This window comes from Streptomyces sp. W16 (assembly GCF_033194735.1).
GTDB lineage: Bacteria > Actinomycetota > Actinomycetes > Streptomycetales > Streptomycetaceae > Streptomyces.
On sequence record NZ_JAWOAI010000086.1, the window covers coordinates 1 to 24,738 of the forward strand.

Here is a 24,738-nt window from a genome sequence, read left to right on the forward strand (position 1 = left end):
GCTGTCGGAGCGGCTGCCGCCGTACCGCGTCGACGGGCAGGGGGCGCTCGCCGAGTGGGCGTGGCCCGGGCTGGAGACCGCCGACGCGCACCGGCACATCAGCCACCTCTACCCGGTGTGGCCGCTGCACGACATCACCCCGGACGACACCCCGGACCTGGCCGCCGCCGCCCGCGAAGCCCTGCTGCGACGGGGTGACGAGAACCTCTCCGCGCACGGCAGCCTGCACCGCGCCCTGGTCGCCGCCCGCCTGAAAGACAGCGAAACGGCGAAGGAGAACGTCCTCAAGATCGTCGGCCGGAACATGGTCTTCCGGTCACTGATGACCTCGCACAACCCCGATCTGGAGATCTACAACGCGGACGCCGCCCACTGTCTGCCGGCCGTGGTCGTGGAGATGCTCCTCGACTCCCGCCCCGGGATCGTGGAACTCCTGCCGGCCCGGCCCCCGGAGTGGCGGTCCGGCAGCCTGCGCGGCCTCGCCACGCGCGCCGGGGTCGGCGTCGACGAGCTGACGTGGGATGTGTCCGAGGGCCTCGCGAAGGTGGTGCTCACGTCCCCACTAGAGCGGGACATCGTCCTCGTGTGCCGTGACGGCTCGGACCAGCGACAGACCGTACACCTGCTGCCGCACGTCCCCACCACGGTGACCGTCCCGCTGGCCTGAGGCTTCAGGGGCGGGCGGACGCGGGACGCCCGCCCCCGGGACAGCCGCAACGGTGCGACGCGTGCGCCCTGCGGTCACTCACTGGGGATCGACTCGGCTGCGCACCGACGTCGAGGTGCGCAGTACGAGTTCCGTAGCCAGCTCGATCCGGGACGACGCGGGCGGTCGACCCTCCGCGAGTTGCACGAGCACCCTGGTGGCCTCGGCGCCCAGCTCCTCGAACGGCTGGCGCACCGCGCTCAGCGGCGGACAGGCCATGGCCGCCACGAGGGTGTCGTCGAAGGACATGACCGCCAGGTCCTCGGGAACGCTGAACCCGTGCTGACGGACCGCTTCCAGGACGCCGAGCGCCTGCGCGTCACTCGCCGCGAAGACGGCGGTGGGTGGATTCGCGGAGCGCAGGATCTGCAGGCTGGCGAGCAGCCCTTCTTCGAAGTCGAAATCGGTCGAGCGCACGATCGCCGGGTCGTACGCGATCCCCGCCTCCTCCAGAGCGGCCCGGTAGCCGTGCAGTCGCGCGGCCCCGGCCAGCGAGTGCGAACGGCCCGCGACCATGCCGATCCGGGTGTGCCCGAGGCCCAGCAGGTGTTGTACCGCTTCCCTGGCTCCGCTCCAGTTCGTCACACCGATGCTCGGAATGTCGTGGGTCGGTGCGCTCAGCGGGTCGATCAGCACTACGGGAAGCCGCCGCTCGACGATCTGGCGCTGGTCTTCCTCGGCCAGCATGGAGATCACGATGATCAGGCCCGCCGCGTCGAGTGCCACGCACTCCTCAAGCCACTGGGAGATCGAACGGTGACCGGTGGTCCCGGTCACCACGTCCAGGCCCAGTTCGTCCGCCGCGTCCACGATCCCACGGACGACTTCCAGCGTGTACGGCCCCGACAGGTCACGGAACACCGCGATGATCTGGCGCGACGCCGCGGGATCAGGTTCTCCCGGGCGGACATACCCATGGCGTGCCAGCAGGTCCTCGACCCGGGCCCGGGTCGCCGCTCCGACGTCGGCACGCCGGTGCACGACCTTCGACACGGTGCTGAGCGACACTCCCGCCTCGCCGGCGATGCTGGTGAGCAAACCGTACTGCGCATCCGCGCGCGTGCCGCCCCGAACTGTCACTCGTACGCCTCGCCTTTGAGCTGCCACTCGAAACTCCGCCGCAAGCCAACAGGACGAAAGGCCCGGTGACAAGGCTGCTGCGTCGGATGACGACCATCGCGCCGCGTCGGTCTCACCCCCTGCGGATCATCGGGGGTACATACGACGCCGTCGGCCGTCACCCCTCGCCCTCTCAACGGCGGCAGCCTGCGGATCTCCGTCTCCGAGCGGCTCCCCTCGACCACGGAACCCTCTCACCCCGCGACAGAACATTCCGGGCGAAACCGCGACGGGTTGCCAAGCGGTTTATCATCTACATCGAAACGATGTTGGCATCGTTTCGATACCACACCCTGGCCGCACCGACTGCCCGCTCCCGCGGATCCGCAGCGTGAGAGGAACGATTGATGACCGAAGCAGACTCCCGACAGACCTTCGTCACCTCTACCGACGGCACCCGGATCTCGGTGACCGTCACGGGTCGAGGAGGTCGCCCCTTGGTACTGGTACACGGCTCCCTCGGCACCTCTGCGGACTGGCAGAGGGTGGCGGACGGCCTGGCGGACCACATGACCACCTATGCCATCGACCGCCGCGGTCATGGAAGCAGCGGGGACGCCGCCCACTACACCGTCGAGCGGGAGCGGGACGACGTCACGGCCGTCCTGCAACTGGCGGGACCCAACGCCATCCTGTTCGGCCACTCCTTCGGCGGCTTCCTCTGCGGCAGCCTCGCCCTGGACCACATCCCCGTAGCCGCGATCCTCTATGAGCCCCCCTTCTTTCCTCCCGGCCCCGTCGCCGGTGAGGAAGCTCTGGCCGCGTACGACGGCCTCTTGGCGGACGGCGACCTGGATGAAGCGCTCGCTCTTGGAATGCGTGCCTTTGTAAAGGCTCCCGAGGAGGACATCTCCGCGTTCCGGAGCAGCCCCGCGTGGAAGATACGCACCACGTTCGCTCCCACCTGGGCACGTGAGATGCGTGCGTTGGACGCGTTCGACAGCGAGCGCGCCCCGTTCGCGAGGATCACCTGCCCGACCCTGGCGCTGAGGGGCGAGTACAGCCCCGACTGGCTGAGGGAAGGCACGCGGCTCTTCCAGAAGGCGCTCCCGGACGCACGGCTCGTGGACCTGCCGGGTCAGGGGCATGACGCGGCCGAATCCGCTCCCGCCCTGTTGGCCCAGGAAGTCCTGAACTTCGTGCGCACGCTGCCGGCGTGAACGGCGACCGCGGCGACGGCCTCGCGCCTCGTCACGCATCACAACCCCTCCATACGACAACCCGGTTGCACGGAAAGGTCATTCGAAAATGAATGGATACAGGCCCCTTGGGCCCCTGGGATTTGGCGGCGCCTCCCTGGGCAACATGTACGCGCCCGTGGACGACGAGACCGCGGAGGCGACGCTGGCCGCCGTCTGGGATACAGATGTGCGGTGCTTCGACACGGCTCCGGGCTACGGTCTGGGCCTGGCCGAGCACCGTTTCGGTAACTTCCTGCGGCGTCGTCCTCGTCAGGACTTCATGCTCGCCACCAAGGTGGGACGACTGGTCCGCACCCAGGTGGACCCCACGAAGCAGACCGTGCACGGGCAAGGGCCCGGTGCCAGCGAGTCCTTGATCTTCAAGGAAGGCCTGCCCTTCCATATCGAGGTGGACTACGGCTACGACGCCGCCATGCGTTCGGTCGAGGACAGCTGTCAGCGGCTGGGCATCTCGGAGATCGATATCGTCTTCGTGCACGATCTCGGCTCCGATCACCTCGGCGACGCCTGGGAGCAGCAGTTCGACGTCGCCTTGAACGGCTGCTTTCGCGCTCTCGCCGAGTTGCGCGACCAAGGAGTCATCAAGGCATGGGGTCTGGGCAACAACGTCGTCGAGCCCGGCATCAGGGCGCTCAAGGAGGCGGACCCCGATGTCATCCAGATCGCCGGACGGTACACGCTTCTGGAGCAGTCGGCACTCGACGAGCTCTTCCCCCTGTGTGCCGCGCGCGACGTCCCCGTCATGCTCGGAGGTGTCTACAACTCCGACATCCTGGCCGGCGGAAACCACTACGACTACGCCCAGGCCGCACCGGACGTGATCGCCAAACGCGACCGCATCCAGCGGATCTGTGCCGGCCACGGCGTCGATATCCGCGCAGCGGCACTCCAGTTCGGCGCCGCTCACCCTGTGGTCTCCACCGTCCTGGCCGGTGCCAAGTACCCGCAAAAGGCCCGCGAGAACGCTGAGTTCATGTCCGCGCCCGTACCGTCGGAGCTCTGGCAGGAGCTGAAGAGCGAAGGAATCCTTCCCGAGGACGCACCAGTTCCCGCGTGACAGACACGCCGTCCCATCGTGAATGCCCGGGTATTTTGCCCGGAGCGTGCACCCGCCGCCGGTGAATAACTCCCTGAAGAAGAGGCAGGCCACCCCTGCCTCTTCTTTCGTGGGTACGCAACCGCGCCGAGATCTTCCGTCGGAACCACGAGGACCGCGTCCACCTCCAGCACGCGCCCCTTGCCGACAGCGTGCGTCTCGCGGGACCCAGGTGAGACAACCGGCGTCATGTACCCATGACAGAAATGGGTAGTACTGCGCACGCCGACCGCCAACCCGCCGTGGCAGCCTTCGATTTCCCAATCACCACGCGTTCTACGGGGAATGCACTTCCCCTTGGCGAAACAGCCCCCCACGGAATGCCAGAAGGAAACCAAGGAAATTGATGGCTGTCCAAGACAAGCAGGGGGTCCAGTGACGACCGCGCTCCTGAATCACGACGTCGGCCGACCGAGATGGCTGAGGACCCTCATGGCCTCCGTGACATCCGCCGCCATCCTTGCCGGAGCCCTGGCCGGTGCACTGGTCACCGCCTCTCCCGCCGCCGCGCAGACCACGCCGGTCTTCCGGCTCGACACCGACAACGGCGCGACTACCGCCAACTACCTCTCGTTCCTCAGCCAGATCCGCGCCAACGTGGACTTCGAGGCACAGGACGTGGACAACACGGTCGCGGGCACCACCGACCTGGTCGATCACACGAACCCCAACGCCCTCGGGTACACCGAGGCCATCATTGTGACCGAGGACGGGCACCAGCTGCGCCTACGGTTCCGGACCAGCGACATGTACCTGGTGGGCTGGTTCGACAGCAACAACCACTACCACTACATCGGTCCGGCCACCGAGGCACGGATCCCGGTCGCAGACCCCCAGGCCCAGCAGCTGACCTCGGGAGCGGACTACCGCAGCCTGGAGAACCTCGCTGGAGGGCTGGACCGTGGGGCCATGGTCTTCGGCCGGATCCAGACCGAGGCCCACGCCCTGAGTCTGTGGAAGGCCTCCAGCAGCCAGGCGATGGCCGCGGCAGCGGTGTACTTCGCCCAGTTCATCTCCGAGGCCACACGATTCCGCGGTATCCAGGACACCATCGCCCAGGACGGGTTCGGCTCCACAGGTGACGACTCGTACTCCGACTCCACCACGCTCGACTCCCACCTCGTCGACCAGGAAACCAATTGGGGCACGCTGAGCGAGCGGTTCCGCGCGGTGCAGCTCGCCGGCAATGACCAGACCCCCATCCCGCTGACGGGTTGGTTCCGCAACGGGTTCGGTGACATCGTCGAGCAGGCGCTGAACGTCGCACGCGACTACGCGCAGGTCATGATGCTCGCCAACGGCTACCCGGGATACTCCAGCAGGCGCCACCTCACGGACGACGACACCATAGTGGTCGCCGCCGACGGCTCCGGCGACTACGACACCGTGCAGGCCGCGATCGACGCCGTCCCCTCGGACGGGCTCCAGTACACGGTCCTCATCGAGCCGGGCACCTACCACGAGGCGATCACCGTCCCGGCGAGCAAGGCCAACCTGTTCATAAAGGGGGACACGACCGACGCCTCCAAGGTCGTCATCACCGCCGACCGGGCCCACGGGATGACCAACCCCGCGACGGGCGCGCCGTACGGCACCGAGGGCAGCGCCGTGGCCACGATCAAGGCGACCGGCGTCACGGTCGCGAACGTCACCATCCAGAACACGTTCGCCCCGGCCAACCACCCTGAGGTCGACGCGTACTCGACCCAGGCCGTCGCGCTGGCCGCCGAGGGTGACCGGCAGACCTTCACCCAGGACCGGATCATCAGCCGCCAGGACACGATCCTCGCCAAGTCGCCGGTCGCCACCGCCCAGGAGCGGCAGTACTTCGTCGGCAGCTACATCGAGGGCTCGGTCGACTTCATCTTCGGCAACGCCACCGCGGTGTTCGACCGGGACAACATCGCCATGGTCAACTGGGTCGGCGGCACGGTGCTGGCACCGAACACCGACAAGAGCAAGAAGTACGGCATCCTCATCACCGGCAGCACGATCTACACCAACGGCGTGCCGGCGAACACGATGTACCTGGGCCGACCCTGGCACAACACGGCGGACGCCTCCCCCCAGACGGTGGTCCGCGACACCACGGTGAACTCGGGCATCACCGCGGCCCACCCCTGGACCGACATGACGACGGACTACTCGTGGACGTCGGCCCGGTTCAAGGAGTACAAGAACACCGGTCCAGGTGCGGGTACGGGCGCGAACGCGCCGCAGATGTCCGACTCCGAGGCAGCCGACTACACCGCCCAGAAGTACCTGGCCGGCACCGACGGATGGGACCCGGTCTCCTGAGGCCAGTCATCCCGGAATCCGGTACTCCGGCCGAAGGACAACAGCGGTGACAGGGTGGGGCCCGGAACATCCGGGCCCCAACTGATCGCTCCCCTGCTTCTACGACGTGGAGACCTGGCCGGCCGTCCACCAGGCCGCGATCCGGGCCCGTGATCTGAAGCCGAGTTTGGCCAGGATGTTCTCGACATGACGGTCGGCCGTGCGTGGCGACAGCACCAGCTCGGCGGCGATCTGCCGGTTGCTCAGACCTTTGGCCACCAGCGCGGCCACCTCCCGCTCCCGGCGCGACAACGGGGACACGGCATCGGCGGTATCGACATCGATGTCAGCGTCGGCGTCAATCCTGTCGGCCAGGGCGAAGGCGACAGCCCGGCCGGGGCCGCCGTGACCGCCGCCGTCCGCGAACGCCACCGCGTAGGCCGCCTGCCCCAGCGCGGCGACGACCGTCTGCTCGCAACGCTCGTGGTGAGCGGTCATCTGCGGCCCGAACGCGGCGACGGAACTGCCGGCGTCCCTCCACAGCACGTCCGCGGCACCCAACAACCCGGCGGCCCGCGCATGCGCGCCGCCAACGGCGGTGGCCCAGGCGAGCAGTTCCAGCATCCGTGCGACCATCGCGTAGTCGTCGAAGCCACGCATGTACTCCAGGGCGGACCGGGCCAGAGCCTCGGTCCTCTCACGGTCGCCGCAGGTCCAGGCGTCGTGCCCCAGTGCCATCAGCACCTGCGCATGCCCCCATCGCTCGCCACTCGCCTCGGCGGCGGCGATCATCCGGCTGCTGGTCTCGGACACTCCTGGATCCCCGGCGTAGGCCTGGGCGCAGGTGAGGGCGATCAGCCAGGACACCGACTGGCGTTCGTCGCCCAGTGCCGTCATCGCGGCCAGCGCCTCCGCGTAGCGTTCGATGGCCTCCGCCGGCCGTCCCCGGTAGTGGGCCGACACTCCGCGGAAGCCGGCCACCTGGACCCGTACCGCGGGCTCGCCCAGCCACTCGCCCAATGCTCCGGCCTCGTCCAGCCACCGGTCGGCCGTCGCCAGGTCGCCCTGGGTCTGCGCGACCCAGATCGCGGCGAGCAGCGCCTGCGCGCGCTCCGGGGTGGGCTCGGGTGCGGCCGTGAGCGCCCGCTCGAACATGCGGCGCCCTTCGCTGAGGAAGCCTCCGGCGCACCAGTGCCAGCACAGCGCCGCGAGCAACCTCAGCCCGGCCCGGGGGTCTTCGTCGCAGTCCAGGGCGGCGACCAGGTTGGCGTGCTCGACGCGCAACCGGGCGAGGTTCTCCACCTGACCCGCGCGGTACCAGTGCCGGTCGATGCGCTCGGCCAGGGCGAGGAAGAAGTCCCGGTGGCGCAGCCGCAGTTCGCGCTCCTCACCGGATTCGGTGAGCCGCTCCCGTCCGTACCGTCGGACGATCTCCAGCAGCCGGTAGCGCCGGCCCTCCACCTCACAGGTCAGGACAACGGACTGGGCCACCAGCCGGTCGAGGAGATCCGCCACCTCGCGCCGGTCGATGCCGTCCCCCGCGCAGACACCCTCGGCCGCCTCCAACGTGAACCCGCCGACGAAGACCGACAGCCGCCGCCACAGCAACTGCTCTGCCGGGACGCACAGTTCATAGCTCCAGTCGATCATCCCGCGCAGGGTGCGCTGGTGCCGCGGGGCAGTCCGGCTGCCCCCGCCGAGCAGCGCGAACCGGGCTTCCAACCGGTCCTCCAACCGCTCTGTAAGCTGCTCGACAGTGAGGCCCCGCAGCCGGGACGCGGCCAGTTCGATGGCCAACGGCAATCCGTCCAGGTCGGCGCAGAGCCGGGCCACTTCGGTCTGGTTCGGGGGGCTGACGGCGAACTCGGGGTGGACGGCGGTGGCCCGGTCCCGCAGTAGCGCGACCGCCTCGTCCAGTGGAAGTGGCGGTACGGCGAGGACGTACTCGCCGGTCACACCGAGCGTGTGGCGGCTCGTTGCCAGGATGCACAGCTCCGGCGCGGCCGACAGAAGCGCCTGGACCAGCCCGGCGCAGGCGTCGACAAGGTGCTCACAGTTGTCCAGGATCAACAGAGCCCGCTGCCGCGTGAGATAGGCGGCCAGTTGATCTACGACGGGCCGGACACCGAGGTCCGGCATCCGCAAGGAGCCGGCCGCGACGGCCGTCACCGCCGCCGGGTCGTGCACGGAGGCCAGGTCCACCAGCCACACCCCGTCCGGGAACGCCTTACCGAACGTACGGGCCGTCTCCAATGCCAGTCGTGTCTTGCCCACTCCGCCCACTCCGGTGAGCGTCAACAGCCGCCCCGCACCCAGCAGTCGGCGGATCTCGGCGGTCTCGTGCCGTCGGCCAACGAAACTGGTGAACGCCGCGGGCAGATTCCCCGACTCCACGACCATGCCTTTCACGTCCACGTCCGCCTGTCCGTCCTCTGAGGACACCCGCTCCAGACCATCTCTTGTTGAAAGTTACACAACATTCGCGCAAGGCATACCAAGAACAGGCAAAGGGGACAGATGTAACTTGCGGACGCGCGACCGCGCAAGGAACCGAAGATGCGGGCTGCCCCTTCCTCGGCCACGGTTCCTCTCTGGGCCGCGCCCCGAGAAATGGTCAATAATGTGTGGATCAGGGACTCCGGACTCCGCAGATAACCAGCGAGCTTCTCCGCCTTACGGTTCTCGGTTGCGCAACGCCGTACCCGAGTGTGGACAACCCTTGTTCCGTCCACCTGGCGTCCGGCGGGAGCACGCGGGTATGGGTGGATGCGGGCAGCGGGACGCCGGCTCAGCCACAACAACACGTTCTGCTGAACGAGTTGGACACGTTCTGGATCTCGCATCTGCACGCCGATCACAGCGCAGACCTGATCGCCGCCTGCTACGTCACGCCCTATGCCGACATCCGGCTCGCTCTCCGATCCCCTATTGCCGGCCCGCCGTGCACCGCCAGTGGGCTTGGGCGCTTGGGAATGCGGTGACAAGGTGGCGACCAGGGCGAAGAGCATGGGCGCGCTGAACAGCATGCAGGACTTCAACGACTACGTCGGGATCGCAAAGATGCTGGAGCTGCTCGCTTGGGCCAGCGCCTCCGAAGGTGGTCACAAGCAGGCGGCTTTGCTGATGGGCGCCGCACAGGCCCTTTGGCGCGACGCGGGCACCGCCATCACCGCCATCACCACGATCGACCCGCGGATGGCCGAGTACCACACGCCCTCCGAGGAAACGGTCACCCACTCCCTCGGCCCAGCCGCGTACGCGAAGGCTCTCCGCAAGGGCGGCCGACACGCTCAGAGCCAACGACCGGTCACTCGAACACGCGGCGATGTTCTCCTGCCCGCGTGCGCCGACCTTCACGATCTCGCCTCTCTCACCTTCCACGGCGGCTGCCGGGCCCGCGAGAACAACTCCGAACCCCGCTCCCGGTCTTGACGAAAGGCGTAGGCACCGCTTTCTACACTCCCACCATGAGCGAACGCACCCCCACGCCCCTGGCCTTCACTGCCGTCGACGCCATCGAGCGCGTCAGCGGCACATACCCCGGCCACCGGCGCGTGCACGCCCGCGGCCTGTGTTTCGACGCCACTTTCACCCCCTCCGGCGAAGCCGCCTCCCTCACCACCGCGGCCCACCTCCAGTCCGCCCGGACGCCTGTCGTCGTGCGCTTCTCCAACTCCAACACCAACCCGACGGTGCCCGACGGCATCAGGGCCGGCCGCGGTCTGGCCGTACGCTTCTTCCTCCCTGACGACACCAGCACCGACCTCGTCTCCGTCAACATCCCGGTGTTCTTCGCCGCCACCCCGGAGCAGTTCCTGGAACTGCTCGACGCCCTGGAGAAGGACCCCGGCACCGGAGCACCCGACCCGAAGAAGGTCCAGGCGTACACCGCGGCCCACCCCTCGGCCGCCGCCGGTCTGCAGGAAGCGGCCCGGATGCCCATCCCTGTCAGCTACGGCACCGCCCGGTACTGGGCCGTCCACGCCTTCGTCTGGGTGGACCCCCACGGCAGGCGCCGCCCGGTCCGGTACCGCTGGGAACCCGACACCGGTCTGCAGGAACTGTCCGAGGAAGAGGCAGCGGGCAAGAACCCCGAATACCTTGCCGAGGAACTTCTCCGCCGCCTCGTCGACGGCCCCGTCGGCTTCACTCTCCGCGTCCAGCTGGGTCAGGACGGCGACCCCACCGACGACCCGACGAAACCCTGGCCCGCCGACCGCCCCGAGATCGTCGCGGGCCGGCTGCAGATCACCGCGCCGGTGGCCGATCAGGACCACTGGGCCGCACAGGTCTACGACCCCACCCGCATCACCCCCGGCATCGAACTCTCGGACGACCCGGTGCTGTCCTTCCGCAGCCACGCCTACTCGGTGTCCTACGAACGCCGCGCCGACGGAAAGTGATCCGCTCGCCGAAAGCGCCAGCATGAACACACCCGGGTGGGCGACCTGAGGTCGCCCACCCGGCCGGCCCGCGTGATCGGTATATCCACCCGCGTCACGGCGAACAACTCATCTTCGCCCCCTGGTCAGCTCGTCTCGCGGATCAGCTCGACGGCACGTTCACCGATCATGATGCTGGGGGCGATGGTGTGACCGCTGATCAGCGAGGGGATCACGGAGGCGTCCGCCACACGGAGCCCCGTGACACCGCGCACCCGCAGTTGTGGGTCGACCACGGTCCTGTCGTCGGACGGGTCTCCCATCCGGGCCGTCCCGACGAGGTGGTAGGTGGTGTACATGGTCTTGAGGATGGCCTCGTGGAATTCGGAGTCGGGGGCACCGATCGCGGGATAGACCGCCTCGGTGTACGGAGCCAGCGACGGGGACTGGGTGACTTTCTGCGCGTGGCGCATCGCGTCGACGAGGTCCGGCAGGTCGTCGGGGTGGCTGAGGTACTTCGGATCGATGACGGGCTTGTCATGCGGATCGGCCGAGGCCAGGCGCAGGGTGCCACGGCTCTTGGGGTGCAGCAGCACCGCCCAGACCTTGTAGCCGCTGCGCTGGTCGCCACCGGTGGCCCCCGCGACCGGGCTGTCGTCGCTGATGTCCGGGTTGTAATCGAAGAGCAGTTCGTAGTCCGGCACGGGCGAGCCGGGCGTGCGGGCGACGAAGCCGACTCCATTCTGGGAGAAGAAGGCGGTGGGGCCGGTGCGGTCCAGGCGCCACTGGGCCAAGGACTCGTCGGACAGGGGGTTTCCCTGATAGGAGCCTCCGACACCGGAGGGCGCGAGCGCGACGACCGGCGCGACGGGGTGGTCGTGCAGGTTCCCGCCGACGCCGGGGAGGTCCGCGACGACCTCGATGCCGTGCTCGCGCAGGTGCGCGGCGGGGCCGACGCCGGAAAGCATGAGCAGCTGCGGGGTGTTGATGACACCGGCGCACAGGATCACTTCGCGCTCGACGTCGAGGGTGTGCTCGGTGCCACCCTTCTCGTAGACGACGCCCGTGGCGCGGGCGCCGTCGAAAACGACTTTGCTGACCAGCGCCTCGGTGACGATTCGCAGGTTGGGACGGGCGCGTACCTCCTCATCGAGGTAGGCATCGGCGGAGGTTCGCCGGGTACGGGCCTTGAAGATGCTCTGGAACCGGTCGGCGACGTAGGGGGTGGCACCGGCGCTGTCGCCACGTGCCCCGTAGCCCGCTTCGGTGAAGCCGTCCAGCAGGGCGTCGGGAAGACTGGTGGGCGAGGGCAGGTCGGAAAGGGTCATTGGACCGCCGGAGCCTCGCCACTGCGAGGGGCCACGGTCCGTGTCCTCGATGCGCAGGTACGCACGCAGGGCCTCGGCTCCGTCCCAGCCATGAGCACCCTCCTTGCTCCAGACGTCGTAGTCACCGGGGGTGCCTCGAAGCCAAGCACCGACATTCAGGGCACACGAACCACCGACGACCTTGCCGCGCGGGTGGGTGATGGAACGACCACCGATGCCCGGCTGGGCAGTGGTCTCGTACTGCCAGTCGGCCTCGCTGCCGTGGAGGGCGAAGAAGGCGCCCTGGGTGCGGCTGGCCTCGTAGGTGTTCTCCTTGCCGGCCTCCAAGAGGACGACGTCGACGGTGGGGTCCTCGGTGAGTCGGGCCGCGATGACGGGGCCGGCCGTACCGGCACCGACGATGACGTAGTGGGGATGAGACATGGACAACCACTCCTTGCCTGCGGGCTCACCCGTTGACTCCGGGAGTCGGAGACATGGGGCGGAGACACCGCGTTCGGAGAGCGGCGGTTCGCCCGCCGCCGATTGCAGCGCGTGGCTCCGGACGGTCTGACCGGAGCCACACGCACATCGATTCGATGTCAGGAAGAATGTGACGGTATGTCTTTTCGCTGATTTCCTCGCCGTTCGGGTCCGTCCGCACCCTCGCGACGAGTCCGCAATCGGACCGGCGGCCGGTCGAGGTTCTCGGAGCCGAAGTCGGCATCCTCACCACGGCCCGCCACCAACTACGCGTTGCGGTTGAGGCCGACCCAGTCGATCCCGGGCCGCCTCGCGCTCATCGGCTCAGCCGAGGCCGATCTGCCCATAGAAGGCCTGGTTGTCCCAGAACAGGAACTCTTCGTCCATGGTTCCTCGGCGGTTCCAGATGCCGACCGTGGCCATGTTGATGGCGTACTTCTTGCCGGTCGGCTGAATGAAGCCGCCGTTCCCGTCGGGCATGGGGCGGGTGAAGGTGCCCTCCATCACGCCGGTGACACAGGTCAGTTCGTTCTTCGCGACCCGCAGGGGGTGCGACAGAATCCGTGTGTCGGGCCCCCACACGAACAGGGCGGCGAGGTCCTCGATGTGCTTGTCAATGCCGTCGGTGTAGTGCCCGTCGGGCCAGTGCACGCGGATGTTCTGCGCGTGGCTCTCGCCCAGGCGTGCCCAGTCGGCGTGGGTGAACACCTCGAAGTCCAGCTCGTCGAAGGTCTCCAGGTGCTTCCGCTCGGCACGGGTCAGGTTGTGGGGGTAGGGCGGGTTCGGCACTGGCGTGGTGGCCGGGTCCGGGAGCAGACCCGGGTACTGCGTGGCAGCCTGCGCCAGACTTTCCCCGCTCGTCACAGCGGTGATGGCGAGCGCACCGAACGCGGCGGCGGCTCCACCCTTGAGCATGGAACGACGCTCCATGGTGAGTCCTCAATTCTCGTGATGAGCGCTCGTGACAAGCGCTGACGGTGAACCTCCGGAGGCAGGACCCGGGCCGTGACGGCCCGGCCGGAATGTGGGTGTGTGCGGGAATCCCCGACGCTCTGCTAGGCGGCGGCCGGGGTGAACTTCCCCGCGGCCCAGGCGTGACTGGTGCTCACGATCGCGGTAACGACGTCGAGTTCGCGCTCGTCGCGGGGCCCGTAGACCAGCACCATGCCCGGAGTGAGCCTGATCCCGGCGAGCGGATGAGCCACGGCCCAGCCGTGCCGGATCGCGTCGGCCGCCAGGCCGACCGGCAGCGCGATGTGGAGCGAGCCGTCGTGTCCGGGGTGCAGGTGAGCGAACTCCCTTGCCATTGGCACGAGGAATGCCTCCGCAGGACCGGTGGTGAGGGCCTGCGTGAGCATGAAGCCTCGCGCACCCGGCACGGATATCGCCGACTGGTCGGTGTCGACGCCGACGAGCGCGCTCAGCCGGGCGAACAACTTCTCCTGCAGTTCCGGTTGCGAGTTGTCGGTCAACTGCTGCTGGGGAATTGCCACGCTGACGCGCGGCCTCGGCCCGGCGCGGTCGGGAAGCCCCTCGGGGAGAGCCGGCCAGCGCGCCGGCTCTCTGCCGGGAAATCCATGACGGGCTATGTAGTCAGCACGCTCCCCGAGCCAGCCCGCGAGTTCCGCCAACGCGCTGGTGGCGATGCCGTGTCCCACGGGGTCCCGGCGGGCGATCGTCGGCGCCCCGGACTCCTCGATCAGGTAACGCCAGGTGCGGTCGAGCAGTTCACGCGGGATGACACGGTCGTGCTCGCCCTGGGCGACGAACACCGGCACTCCGGCGAGTCGCGCGGTCACCGTGGGCACCCCTGCGTCGAACGGCAACGTGCCGTAGAGGATCGCCGCTCCGGCGAAGCGCTCCGGGTTGTCCAGGACCAGCCCGCCCGCGAACGCGGCGCCGCCGCTGAAGCCGACGAGCAGAACGGGACGACCGGGTGGGGCGATCCCGTCGAGCCAGGCGTTGAACCAGTTCATGGACGTCCGCAGGGACTCCGGGACCGGGCGGCCGATACCGCGGTTGGCGAACCAGGCGAACCCGGGCCCCTCCGCGAGGGGTGCGCGTACGGCGGCGTACGACAGCTCAGGTGGCAACGCGTCGGCGAGCGCCATGATCTCGGTCTCGCGCGAGCCGCGGCCGTGCAGCAGCACGACGAGCGGAGTCACCGCGTCGCCCCGGGTCACCGCGACCGGCGCCCCGAACGGGGAGTTCGATATGTCGGCGTCCGTGGTCATCATGGACTCCCCTCAGCCGGTCGGGCCGAGCAGTGCCCACCCGGACTGCCACGCCCAGCCCTGGGACGCGTTCAGCGAGATGTTCAGGAAGGCCATCTCCTCCAGCGCGCGGGCCATGCGCAGCCCACCCGCGTCGATCGGCGCGAAGCCGAGCGAGGATGCGAACTCCGCGACGTTCTTCTTCGCGTCGGCATCGTCGCCGGCGTAGAAGAGGTGCAACGGAACGCCCTGCTCGACGGGGTTGCCGAGGCGTCCGGCGAAGACGGTGTTGAAGGCCTTCACCACGGGCGTGTTCGGCAGGTGCCGTTGGAGGGTCTGCGCGGCCGCGGTCTCCTCGATGTCGAGGTCGGTGAAGGTCGCGTTCAGCGGGTTGGTGGCATCGACGACAATCTTGCCGCTCACCGCCGGCGCCAGTTCGTCCGCGACGGAGGTCACCGCGCTACCGGGTACGGCCAGCACCACGAGGTCGGCGCCGGTCACGGCGTCCACGTTGTTCGCCGCGGGACGCGCTCCCGTTTCGGCCGCTACCGCAGCGGCCTTCTCCGGGCTGGTCGCCGAGACGGACACCGTGTGTCCGGCGGTTACCGCGGCCTTGCTGAGAGCGGAGCCCACGTTGCCCGCTCCGATGATCGCGACATGCATGACAGCCTCCAGTTCGTTGACTAGTCAGATATTGACACAGTAACCATCGATGTTTGATGAAGCAATATCTGACTCAACAACCTTTTACCGGGTAGGATTGTCACCATGCCTTCCGCGACTCCCATCGACGACCCTCTGATCACCACGTTCGGCCGCCTGGCCGAGGCGTACAGCCGACTGGAGCAGTGGCTCGGGTCGGCCATGGAGTCCGAGACGGGGCTCCCACACGTCTGGTTCGAGGTGCTCATCCGGCTGGCCCGCTCGGAGGGGGAACAGCTCACGATGAGTTCCCTGGCCGACCAGATCGCCCTCACCACGAGTGGCGTGACCCGCCTGGTGGACCGGATGCAGATCGCGGGATACGTCGAGCGGCGCCCGTGCCCCACCGACCGGCGCGTCTCCTACGCGGGCATCACCGCCACCGGGCACGACGTACTCAACCGGGCGGCCGTCGTGCACGCCCGCAACCTGCGAAAGGTCTTCGACGGCTTCACCCCGCAGGACCTGGCCGCACTGGACACGGCACTGGACCACGTCCGGGAGGCGGCGTCCGGGCTGCCCCGGCGGCCATGACGCGGCGCGCCGGGACACCGGGAACCTGACGTTCACGTGCGTCATGCCCCGGCCGACCGGGCAGGCGGTTTCCAAAGGTCAGAAGACGACCACCGGCTTGACAGTGACACCTGACTCGGAGTCCGCGAAAGCGGTGTTGATGTCGTCGAACTTGTAGTGCTGGATGAGCTTGTCGAGGGGGAAGCGCCCCTGCTCGTACAGCTCGACCAGGCGCGGGATGAACAGCTGGGGTACGGAACTCCCTTGGACGATGGTCTTGAACGTCCACCCCTTCACCAGGGACTGCCCGATCTCAAACGGCGCCTCAGTGCCAGGAGCCGCTGCTCCCACCAGGGCCAGAGTCCCCCGGATGGACAGTGCGCCGACCAGTGGAGCCAGCACTCCCGGGATGCCCGTGGTGTCGAGGATGTTGTAGACGCCCCTGCCGCCCGTGATCCGCATCAATTCGTCGGCGACATCAGCACTGCGGCCGTTGATCGTGTGGGTGGCGCCGAGCTCCTTCGCCAGTTCGAGGCGGGAGTCGTGGAGGTCGATCGCGACGATCGTGGTGCAGCCAGCGACACGGGCCGCCATGATCGCGGCCAGGCCCACCGCGCCGGCGCCGGAGACCGCGAAGGACGATCCGGCCGGCGGACGGAGTTCGTTGAGGACGGACCCTGCGCCGGTCTGCATACCGCAGCCGAGCGGCGCCAACGTCTCCAGCGGCGCGGCCGGATCGACCTGGATGACACTGCTCTCGACGACGTTGGCGTGCGTGCTGAACGCGGACTGACCGAAGAAGTGCGAGGAGACGACCGTCCCATCCTGGGCGGACAGCGCGGTCGAGCCGTCGTCACGACGGCCGCCGAAGTCCTGGGTGAACAGGTTCTCGCAGTAGGCCATCTGGCCGGCCAGGCACTCCGTGCAGTGGGTGCAGTAGGCGGCGGACATCACCACGTGGTCGCCGGCCTTGACCCGGGTGACCGTCTTCCCGACCGCCTCGACGATACCGGCGCCCTCGTGGCCTAGCACCGCCGGGAGCGGAGTGGGGTAGACGCCGTCCCGAACGATGAAGTCGGTGTGACACACACCGGTGGCCACCATCCTGACCCGCACTTCGTTGTCCCGGATGTCGTCGAGTTGAAGCTGTTCGACGGTCAGAGGTGCCTTGTGCACCCGCGCGACGGCGGCGGTGATCGTGGTCATGGTGATCGGACTCCAAGCTGTGTGCGGGGTCGAACACCCGGCCCGTCGTCGCGGAAGGGCGAGGCCGGGCGGGTTCCGACAGGTGATCTTCTGTGGACGGCACCACCGGCGGATACAGCGGGTGCCGCGAGACTGCGCCAATGCCTGGCCTTCCGCGCGGGAGGCCGGACGTCGGACTACTTCAGACGGCGGATGGCGTGGTCCTCGACGTACTCCGACATGCCCGCCGTACCGAACTCACGCCCGATGCCGCTCTCCTTGATTCCGCCGAACGGCATGCGCAGATCGAGCGACTCGAAGGAGTGCGTGTTGATGAAGGTGCTGCCGGCCTCGATCCGGCGGGCCAGGGCAAGGCCGCGGTCCGGGTCCGTGGTCCATACCGACGAGCCGAGGCCGTAGGCGCTGTCGTTGGCCCAGCGCACCGCCTGCTCCTCGTCGTCGTAGGCGATGAGGGGGACGACCGGCCCGAACTGTTCCTCGCAGGAGACGGGGGCCTCGTGCTCGACGTCCAGGACGACGTGGGGCAGGACGTAGTAGCCGTCGTTCCACGAGTCGGCGTCGACCTTGCGACCCAGTTCCACGAGCCGCGCGGTGGAGTTCCTGGTCCTGTCCAGGAGGTCGGTGACCTTCTTGTGCTGGGCCTCGTTGTTCAGCGGCCCGAAGCTCGTGGCCGGGTCGAGGCCGTGACCGACGGCGTACTCGTCCACCCGCTCGCAGAACGCGTCGGAGAATCGCTGGTAGAGGCCGCGGGGGACATAGATCCGCTTGACCGCGAAGCAGATCTGCCCGGACCTCGTGTAGACGCCCTTGAGCATGCGCTCCAGCGCGGCGTCGATGTCCACGTCGTCCAGGACGATCGCCGGATCGTTTCCGCCGAGCTCCAGGGTGACGTTCTTGATGGTGTCCGCGGTCGCGTGGATGACCTTCTGCGCGGTGAGTGTCCCTCCGGTGAAACCGACCTTGCGGACCAGCGGGTGTCCGGTGAGGGCGGCGCCGACGTCGCCCTCACCGTGGACCACGTTGATCACGCCCGGCGGGAAGAGCTCGGCGACCCGCTGGAGGAGGAGAGTCAGTGCGGCGGGGGCGAAGGGCGAGGGCTTGAGCACGACCGTGTTCCCCGTCGCCAGCGCCGGCGCCAGCTTCATCATCGTCAGGACGACCGGCATGTTCCACGGGACGACCGCCGCCACGACACCGCGCGGCACCTTCTCCACGCTGATGAAGCTCTGCTCGTCGTCGTACTGCACCGGGCGGAAGAAGTCCTCGACGAGACTCGCCGTGTGCTGGAGCACTCCGGTGCCCAGCGCGAAGTCGGTCTGGGCCTCCCACAGCACACCGCCGTGCTCCCGCACCAGAAGGGGAGCGAGTTCCCCGGAGTGGGTGGTGAGCAGGTCACCCGCGGCCATCAGCAGGGCCGCGCGCTCGCTCGCCGGGGTCTGTCGCCAGGTGGCATAGGCGCCGTGGGCCGCCCGGACGGCGCGGTCGACGTCGTCGACGGTTCCCACGGCCACCTGCGCCACGACGTCCTGGAGGCGCCCGGGATCGTGGACGTCACGCAGGTCGCCGACGGGGGTCATCTCTCCGTCGATCAGGTGGCCTACCCGTGGAATGGGGGTCGCGGTCATGATCTGAGTCCCTTCAGATGCTGTCTGACGGCTCTGCTGCCGACGGCCACTGGCTGCCCCGCACGGGGAGGGGGTGGATGCGGAGCATGGAGCGTCGGGGAATGCGGCTCAGTACGGCTCCGAGCCGGCTTCGTTGCTTCCTCCGAACTCGCGGTTCGGAGATCCGGCCCTGTGCCGACCGTTCGGACTCGGGAGCCGAACTTGCGGACGGGCGGAGCTCACCGGGTCTGCAGTCATCATCGTGACCCACATCTCAAGTGTCAATATTACGCCGCTCGTTTTCAGGATGAGTCATTTGGAGGACGCTGATAGTCGCATCATGGAGGCCTGTCCACGCGTTGTGGCAGGGTGATCACGGCCGTGCGCGAACCACACGCCACCCCACAGGTCGTGACCGGATCAAGTCGGCAGGAGGTCATACGCATGAAGGCACGGTCGTTGGTGTTCGACCTGTTCGGCGACTATCTGCGCTACCGAGGTGGCGAGGTCCGACTGCGTGCGCTCATCGCGCTGATGGAGTGCTTCGACGTCCCCGAGGCGACGGTCCGCGTGACAGCGACCCGGATGCGCAAGGAGGGGTGGCTGGACAGCAGGCGCGAGGGACGGGAAACCGTCTACGCGCTCACCGACACGGCATGGGAACTGCTCGACGAGGGGCGCGCCCGGATCTTCCAGCGGGCCCGCGGCCCCTGGGACGGCCAGTGGCACATGATCGTCTATTCGGTCCCGGAGACCGAGCGCACCCTACGGGAGCAACTGCGCAAGAAGCTCGCCTGGTTCGGCTTCGGCCCTCTCTCCTCGGCGATCTGGCTGAGCCCGCACGACCGGACCGACCAGGTCCTGCACACCTTCGCCGACACCCCCGCCGTACAGCTGGACACCTTCCGCTCCCGATCGAAGGGCCTGGAGGCCGACCGGGACATCGCCGGACGCGCCTGGGAACTGGAGAAACTGAACCGCGACTACGCCGAACTCCTGGAGATCTACCGCCCGCGGCTCACCGAGTACCGGGCCGGGGCGCTTCACGGGCCGGCGGCCCTGACGGAACGCATGCAGCTGATCCACGACTACCGGCTCTTCCCGTTCCGGGACCCGGACCTGCCGCCCGAACTCCTGCCGACCGGCTGGCACGGGCGCCTGGCCCACGACGTGTTCCTTGAGGCGCACGGACTTCTTCGGCATCCCGCCGAGACGTACATAGACGAGTTGATCAGCAGGGCCTGATCTGCGCCGCACGGGCTCAGCATCTCGATTAGTTTCAACCTCTAGACGACCGTCGCATTTTTGTCGTACGTTGGTGTTACCTCGTCATGGCGGTCACGTTACGCCGCCACGACGAGGCCCGGACGGCAAGGAGCGTGACGCTCATGCCTCAGCGCCAGTGCGGCACTCCCGGCCCTTCGCGACGCCGTGACCAGGACCGCCGCACCCCGCTCGACGCCGGTCCTGCGCTCCGCCCGCACACGGCCCTGACCGCTGCGGCGACCCATGACTCTCGTACCTCTCGCACCTCTCGTAAGGAGGCGACGATCGCATGACGACAGCCCAGCTCCCGGAGATCACCGAGGAAGAGAAGGCCCAGCTCGACGATCTGTACGCCCGCTTCGCCGAAGCCCACATGACTCCGCTGTGGACCCAGATCGGCGGGCTGATGCCCACCAGCCCCCGCCCCGACGCGGTGCCCATGCTCTGGCGCTGGTCGACCCTGCTGCCGCTGGCCGAGCGTGCCGGTGAGCTCGTTCCCGTCGGCCGTGGCGGCGAGCGCCGCGCGATCGCCCTGGCCAACCCGGGGTTGCCCGGCACGCCCTACGCCACACCGACCCTGTGGGCCGCGATCCAGTACCTCGGCCCGCGCGAGGAGGCCCCCGCGCACCGGCACACGCAGACGGCGTTCCGCTTCGTGGTGGACGGCGAGGGCGTGTGGACCAATGTGGAGGGCGACCCGGTCGCCATGCGACGCGGCGATCTGCTGCTCACCCCCGGCATGCACTTCCACGAGCACCACAACACCTCCGACAGCCCCATGGCGTGGATCGACGGCCTGGACATCCCGCTAGTGCGCCAGATAGACGCCGGCTTCTTCGAGTTCGGCCCCGACGAGCTGTCCACCCGCGCCACCCCCGACAGTTCGCGCAACGAGCGGCTGTGGGGGCACCCGGGCCTCACTCCCGTAGGAGCCCCCGCTCCCAAGGCGTCGCCGTTGATGGCCTACCGGTGGGAACACACCGACGCCGCCCTCGCCGCACAGCTGGAGCTGGAGGACGAAGGGCACCCCGGCGTCGTCGAGCCCGGCCACGCCGTGGTCCGCTTCACCAACCCGGCCACCGCCGGTGACTGCCTGTCCACGATGCGCTGCGAGATGCACCGACTGCGCTCCGGTGCCCGCACGGCCCTTACCCGTACGGCCGGCTCGTCAGTGTGGCAGGTCTTCGAGGGCTCCGGCACCGTCACCGTCGGCGACGACACCTACGAGGTGGGCAAGGGCGACCTGTTCGCGGTGCCCTCCTGGGCGGGCCTCTCCTTCCGGACCGACACTGGTCTCGACGCCTTCCGGTTCTCCGACGATCCCGTTTTCGAGGCCCTCGGCCTCGCCCGCACCTCCCGAGAGGCTGTCGCCCCGTGAAACTCGCCACCATCCGCACCGCCTCCGGCACCGCCGCCGTCCGTGTCGACGAGGACGCCGCAGTCGAACTCGGTGCCGTCGACCTCGGCGCCTTCCTGGCCCGGCCCGACTGGCGGAACGCGGCGCGGACCGCCGACGGGCCCCGGCACGACCCGGTCGGTCTCGACTACGCGCCTCTGGTCCCCAACCCGGAGAAGATCTTCTGCGTGGGGCTGAACTACCGCACCCACATCCTGGAGATGGGCCGCGAACTGCCGCAGTATCCGGCGCTGTTCGCCAAGTTCGCCCGCGCCCTGGTCGGCGCGTACGACCCGGTCGTGCTGCCCGCCGGATCCGAACAGGTCGACTGGGAGGCCGAGTTGGGTGTCGTCGTGGGGGCCGAGGTGCGCCACGCCGATCGTGAACAGGCCGCCGCCGCGATCGCCGGCTACACCGTCGTCAACGACGTCACCGCCCGCGACTTCCAGTACCGCTCGCTGGAGTGGCTGCAAGGCAAGACCTTCGAGCGCTCCACTCCGGTCGGTCCGTGGCTGGTGACCGACGCCGAACCCGGCGAGATCTCCTGCGAGGTCGACGGCGAGACAGTGCAGCGGGCCGACACCGCCGACCTGGTCTTCGACGCCGCCGCGCTCGTCGCGTACATCTCGCAGATCATCACCCTCGTCCCCGGCGACATCATCGCCACTGGCACCCCAGGCGGCGTCGGACACGCGCGCAAGCCCGCCCGCTACCTCGCCGAGGGCTCCAAGCTCGTCACCCGGATCGAGGGTGTCGGCGAACTGAGCAACATCCTGGTCAAGGAGCAGTGACACCATGCGTATCGCAGTGGTGGGCGGTGGGCCCGGCGGGCTGTTCTTCGCCGCTCTGATGCGGCAGGCCGATCCGTCTGCCGAGGTCACCGTATTCGAGCGCAATCGCGCCGACGACACCTTCGGTTTCGGAGTCGTATTCTCCGACCGCACTCTTGAGGCCATCCACGAGGCCGATCCGGTCCTGCGCGAGGCGCTCACCGAGCACGGCCGGCACTGGGACGAGATCGAGGTCCGACTCAAGGGCGAACGCGTCCGCTGCGGCGGAAACGGTATGGCTGCCGTCGTACGGAGCACGCTGCTCCTCCTGCTCCAGGAGCGGGCCCGTGACGTCGGAGCCGGCCTCAGGTTCTCCACCGAGGTGACGCTCGACGACCTGGACGGCTACGACCTCGTCGTCGCCGCGGACGGAGCCGGATCGAAGATCCGCGAGGAGCTCGGCCCCGACCTGGGCACGGAGGTGGAGACAGCCACGGCGAAGTTCATCTGGTTCGGCACGGACTACCTCTTCGACGGGCTCACTTTCGTCCACGAGCGCAGTCCGGACGGCGTGTTCGCGGTCCACGGCTACCCGATCTCCGACTCCGTGTCGACGTTCATCGTGGAGACCGACGAGGAGTCCTGGCGGCGCGCCGGGCTGGACGAGTTCGATGTCACCCAGCCGCCCGGCGCCAGCGACCTGAAGTCCAAGGAGTACTTGGAGAAGCTGTTCGCCGAGCAGATCGAGGGCAGGCAACTGCTGACGAACAACTCCCGGTGGGGCAACTTCCGCACCCGGCGTACCCGCTACTGGCACACGCTCGATCCCCGGCCGGTCGCCCTGCTCGGCGATGCCGTGCACACCGCGCACTTCTCCGTGGGCTCCGGCACCAAGATGGCGATGGAGGACGCGGTGGAACTCGCGCGTGCCCTCACCGACCATCCCGGCGACCTGCCTGCGGCGCTCGCCGCCTACGAGCGGACGGCCCAGCCCTCCGTACGGAAGATCCAGGACTCGGCACGTCCGAGCCTGGCCTGGTGGGAACACTTCGGCCGCTACTACGACACCTTCCGGCCGTGGCAGTTCGCCTACCACTTCCTCACCCGCAGCATCGGCGACGCCCGACTGGCCCGTAGGGCACCGGAGTTCGTCGCCTCCAGCCACGGCGGCTGGATCACCGAGCACGGGACGGAGCCGTTGGAGACGCCGTTCGCCGGCGCCAACTGGAGCACGCCGGGCCGGCTCGTCGATGTCGTGACCGACGCCGGGGGCACGCCCGTCGCCGTACGGGGAGCGCCCGACCTGCCGCTGTCGGCCGGTCCGGTCGCCGGCGGCGGCTGGGGAGCGCTCCTGAAAGCTCCTGACACCGAGGCCGGACTGCCCGAGGTGTTCGCGCGGCTCGCCGAACTCACCGATCCGGACGGCCCGGAGCTGGTGGCCGTGCACGGTGGTACGCCGCTCACCCGCACCCTTGTCTGTGAGCAGGCCCGTATGCGGGAGAACCTCTCGGTCCTGTCGGTCGAGCCTGAACCCGACCGCGACCTTGCGCTGACCAAGGTGCTCTCCGGTCGCGCCGACCTGGTGGGAGTCGCCCGGTGACCAGCACTCTGCCCACCGCTGTCAGCAGCGGTCTCCGGTCCTTGTTCGCCCCGCGCGGCATCGCCGTCGTCGGCGCCTCACGCAACGCCGGGAAGCTCGGTGCCGCCATGGCCCGTTCGCTGTCCGGCTTCGCCGACGTCGGGAACTACCTGGCGCTCGTCAACGGCCGCGACGACACCATGTACGGCTCGGTCGCCGAGGCGGCGAAGTACGGGCCCGTCGACCTCGCGGTGATCTGCGTTCCGGCGGCGGCCTGCCCCGACGTGCTGGCCGAGGCCGCGTCCGCCGGGGCGGGTGCCGCGGTGATCTGCGGCGGAGGGTTCGCCGAAGCCGGTGGGCCCGGCGTCGAGTACCAGCGCCGACTCGCCGAGGTGGTCCGGGCCACGGGCATCAGGCTGCTCGGCCCCAACACCAGTGGTTTCCTCGCACCCCACGCGGGAGTGATCGCCAGCTTCGTCCCCGGAGTGGCCCAGGTCAGGCCCGGGAAGGTAGCCGTCGTAGCGGCGAGCGGCGGTGTCAACCACGCCCTGGCGTTCGCACTGACCGAGGCCGGACACGGGCTCAGCCTTGCTGTGGGGCTCGGCAACGGTGTGGACATCACGGCGCCCGACGTCCTGGACCACCTGGCGGACGACCCGGAGACGGGTGCCGTCGCCCTGCACATCGAGTCGGTGCCCGACGGCCCTCGGCTGGTCGCGAGCGTACGTCGGCTCGCCGCGCGGCGTCCGGTCGTCGCCCTGGTCGTAGGCCGACACGACGTCGGTGCCTTCGCGGCCTCGCACACGGGAGCCCTCGCCACGTCCTGGCGCACGACACGGGCCGCCCTGGCCCAGGCGGGCGCGGTGCTGGTCGACGACGAGCGTGAACTGGTCGACGCCGTGGGTGCCTTGGCGGTC

General features: G+C 68.8%; 20 protein-coding genes. 12 read left to right on the forward strand and 8 right to left on the reverse strand.

Annotated elements, in window-relative coordinates; translation table 11 throughout:
• On the forward strand, nucleotides 1–667 hold a 667-nt coding region (locus R6V09_RS14340; protein ID WP_442810049.1), incomplete at its 5' end, for a glycosyl hydrolase family 95 catalytic domain-containing protein.
• A 78-nt stretch (nucleotides 668–745) separates the two neighbouring features.
• On the opposite strand, the gene R6V09_RS14345 is transcribed toward R6V09_RS14340, so the two are convergent.
• Nucleotides 746–1,744, reverse strand: a complete 999-nt coding sequence (locus tag R6V09_RS14345) for a LacI family DNA-binding transcriptional regulator (protein ID WP_317881776.1) — start codon at nucleotides 1,742–1,744, stop codon at nucleotides 746–748.
• Nucleotides 1,745–2,172: 428 nt separating this feature from the next.
• Here R6V09_RS14345 and R6V09_RS14350 point away from each other — a divergent pair, with 428 nt between their 5' ends.
• The 3 genes from R6V09_RS14350 (at nucleotide 2,173) to R6V09_RS14360 (ending at nucleotide 6,421) form a co-directional block, all read left to right on the forward strand.
• Entirely contained in the window at nucleotides 2,173–2,985 is an 813-nt protein-coding gene (locus R6V09_RS14350; RefSeq protein ID WP_317881777.1) for an alpha/beta fold hydrolase, read from the forward strand.
• A gap of 88 nt (nucleotides 2,986–3,073) precedes the next feature.
• A complete protein-coding gene (locus tag R6V09_RS14355; RefSeq protein ID WP_317881778.1) occupies nucleotides 3,074–4,084 on the forward strand; it encodes an aldo/keto reductase in 1,011 nt (336 codons plus the stop codon).
• A gap of 471 nt (nucleotides 4,085–4,555) precedes the next feature.
• Nucleotides 4,556–6,421, forward strand: coding sequence for a pectinesterase family protein (locus tag R6V09_RS14360; protein WP_317881779.1), 1,866 nt, complete (start codon nucleotides 4,556–4,558; stop codon nucleotides 6,419–6,421).
• Nucleotides 6,422–6,520: 99 nt separating this feature from the next.
• On the opposite strand, the gene R6V09_RS14365 is transcribed toward R6V09_RS14360, so the two are convergent.
• Nucleotides 6,521–8,842, reverse strand: a complete 2,322-nt coding sequence (locus R6V09_RS14365; protein WP_317881780.1) for an ATP-binding protein — start codon at nucleotides 8,840–8,842, stop codon at nucleotides 6,521–6,523.
• A gap of 543 nt (nucleotides 8,843–9,385) precedes the next feature.
• Between R6V09_RS14365 and R6V09_RS14370 the strand changes: the two genes are divergently transcribed.
• Both R6V09_RS14370 and R6V09_RS14375 read left to right on the forward strand, forming a co-directional pair.
• A complete protein-coding gene (locus tag R6V09_RS14370; protein WP_317881781.1) occupies nucleotides 9,386–9,832 on the forward strand; it encodes a hypothetical protein in 447 nt (148 codons plus the stop codon).
• A 35-nt stretch (nucleotides 9,833–9,867) separates the two neighbouring features.
• Nucleotides 9,868–10,803, forward strand: coding sequence for a catalase family peroxidase (locus R6V09_RS14375; RefSeq protein WP_317881782.1), 936 nt, complete (start codon nucleotides 9,868–9,870; stop codon nucleotides 10,801–10,803).
• 125 nt (nucleotides 10,804–10,928) lie between these two features.
• Here R6V09_RS14375 and R6V09_RS14380 read toward each other — a convergent pair whose 3' ends face one another.
• The 4 genes from R6V09_RS14380 to R6V09_RS14395 all read right to left on the reverse strand — a co-directional run bounded on the left by R6V09_RS14380 (nucleotide 10,929) and on the right by R6V09_RS14395 (nucleotide 15,448).
• Entirely contained in the window at nucleotides 10,929–12,533 is a 1,605-nt protein-coding gene (locus R6V09_RS14380; protein ID WP_317881783.1) for a GMC family oxidoreductase, read from the reverse strand.
• 363 nt (nucleotides 12,534–12,896) lie between these two features.
• On the reverse strand, nucleotides 12,897–13,502 hold the full coding sequence (locus R6V09_RS14385; protein WP_317881784.1) for an ester cyclase: 606 nt from the start codon (nucleotides 13,500–13,502) through the stop codon (nucleotides 12,897–12,899).
• Nucleotides 13,503–13,627: 125 nt separating this feature from the next.
• Nucleotides 13,628–14,809: a luciferase domain-containing protein gene (locus tag R6V09_RS14390; RefSeq protein WP_317881785.1), complete on the reverse strand. Its 1,182-nt coding sequence runs from the start codon at nucleotides 14,807–14,809 to the stop codon at nucleotides 13,628–13,630.
• 9 nt (nucleotides 14,810–14,818) lie between these two features.
• Nucleotides 14,819–15,448, reverse strand: a complete 630-nt coding sequence (locus R6V09_RS14395) for an NADPH-dependent F420 reductase (RefSeq protein ID WP_317881786.1) — start codon at nucleotides 15,446–15,448, stop codon at nucleotides 14,819–14,821.
• Between the two features lie 105 nt (nucleotides 15,449–15,553).
• Between R6V09_RS14395 and R6V09_RS14400 the strand changes: the two genes are divergently transcribed.
• A complete protein-coding gene (locus R6V09_RS14400; protein ID WP_317881787.1) occupies nucleotides 15,554–16,021 on the forward strand; it encodes a MarR family winged helix-turn-helix transcriptional regulator in 468 nt (155 codons plus the stop codon).
• Between the two features lie 78 nt (nucleotides 16,022–16,099).
• Here the strand turns inward: R6V09_RS14400 and R6V09_RS14405 are convergent, their stop codons facing one another.
• Entirely contained in the window at nucleotides 16,100–17,206 is a 1,107-nt protein-coding gene (locus R6V09_RS14405; RefSeq protein WP_317881788.1) for an NAD(P)-dependent alcohol dehydrogenase, read from the reverse strand.
• A 176-nt stretch (nucleotides 17,207–17,382) separates the two neighbouring features.
• Nucleotides 17,383–18,831: an aldehyde dehydrogenase family protein gene (locus R6V09_RS14410; protein WP_317881789.1), complete on the reverse strand. Its 1,449-nt coding sequence runs from the start codon at nucleotides 18,829–18,831 to the stop codon at nucleotides 17,383–17,385.
• A gap of 423 nt (nucleotides 18,832–19,254) precedes the next feature.
• Here R6V09_RS14410 and R6V09_RS14415 point away from each other — a divergent pair, with 423 nt between their 5' ends.
• The 5 genes from R6V09_RS14415 to R6V09_RS14435 form a co-directional block, all read left to right on the forward strand.
• Nucleotides 19,255–20,055, forward strand: coding sequence for a PaaX family transcriptional regulator (locus R6V09_RS14415; RefSeq protein ID WP_317881790.1), 801 nt, complete (start codon nucleotides 19,255–19,257; stop codon nucleotides 20,053–20,055).
• A gap of 310 nt (nucleotides 20,056–20,365) precedes the next feature.
• On the forward strand, nucleotides 20,366–21,454 hold the full coding sequence (locus tag R6V09_RS14420; RefSeq protein WP_317881791.1) for a cupin domain-containing protein: 1,089 nt from the start codon (nucleotides 20,366–20,368) through the stop codon (nucleotides 21,452–21,454).
• Entirely contained in the window at nucleotides 21,451–22,263 is an 813-nt protein-coding gene (locus R6V09_RS14425; RefSeq protein ID WP_317881792.1) for a fumarylacetoacetate hydrolase family protein, read from the forward strand. The genes R6V09_RS14420 and R6V09_RS14425 overlap by 4 nt, the downstream gene beginning before the upstream one ends.
• Nucleotides 22,264–22,267: 4 nt before the next feature.
• Nucleotides 22,268–23,842, forward strand: coding sequence for an FAD-dependent monooxygenase (locus R6V09_RS14430; protein WP_317881793.1), 1,575 nt, complete (start codon nucleotides 22,268–22,270; stop codon nucleotides 23,840–23,842).
• Nucleotides 23,839–24,738: CoA-binding protein (locus R6V09_RS14435; protein ID WP_317881794.1), on the forward strand; the 900-nt coding region annotated here is incomplete at its 3' end. The genes R6V09_RS14430 and R6V09_RS14435, both read left to right, overlap by 4 nt.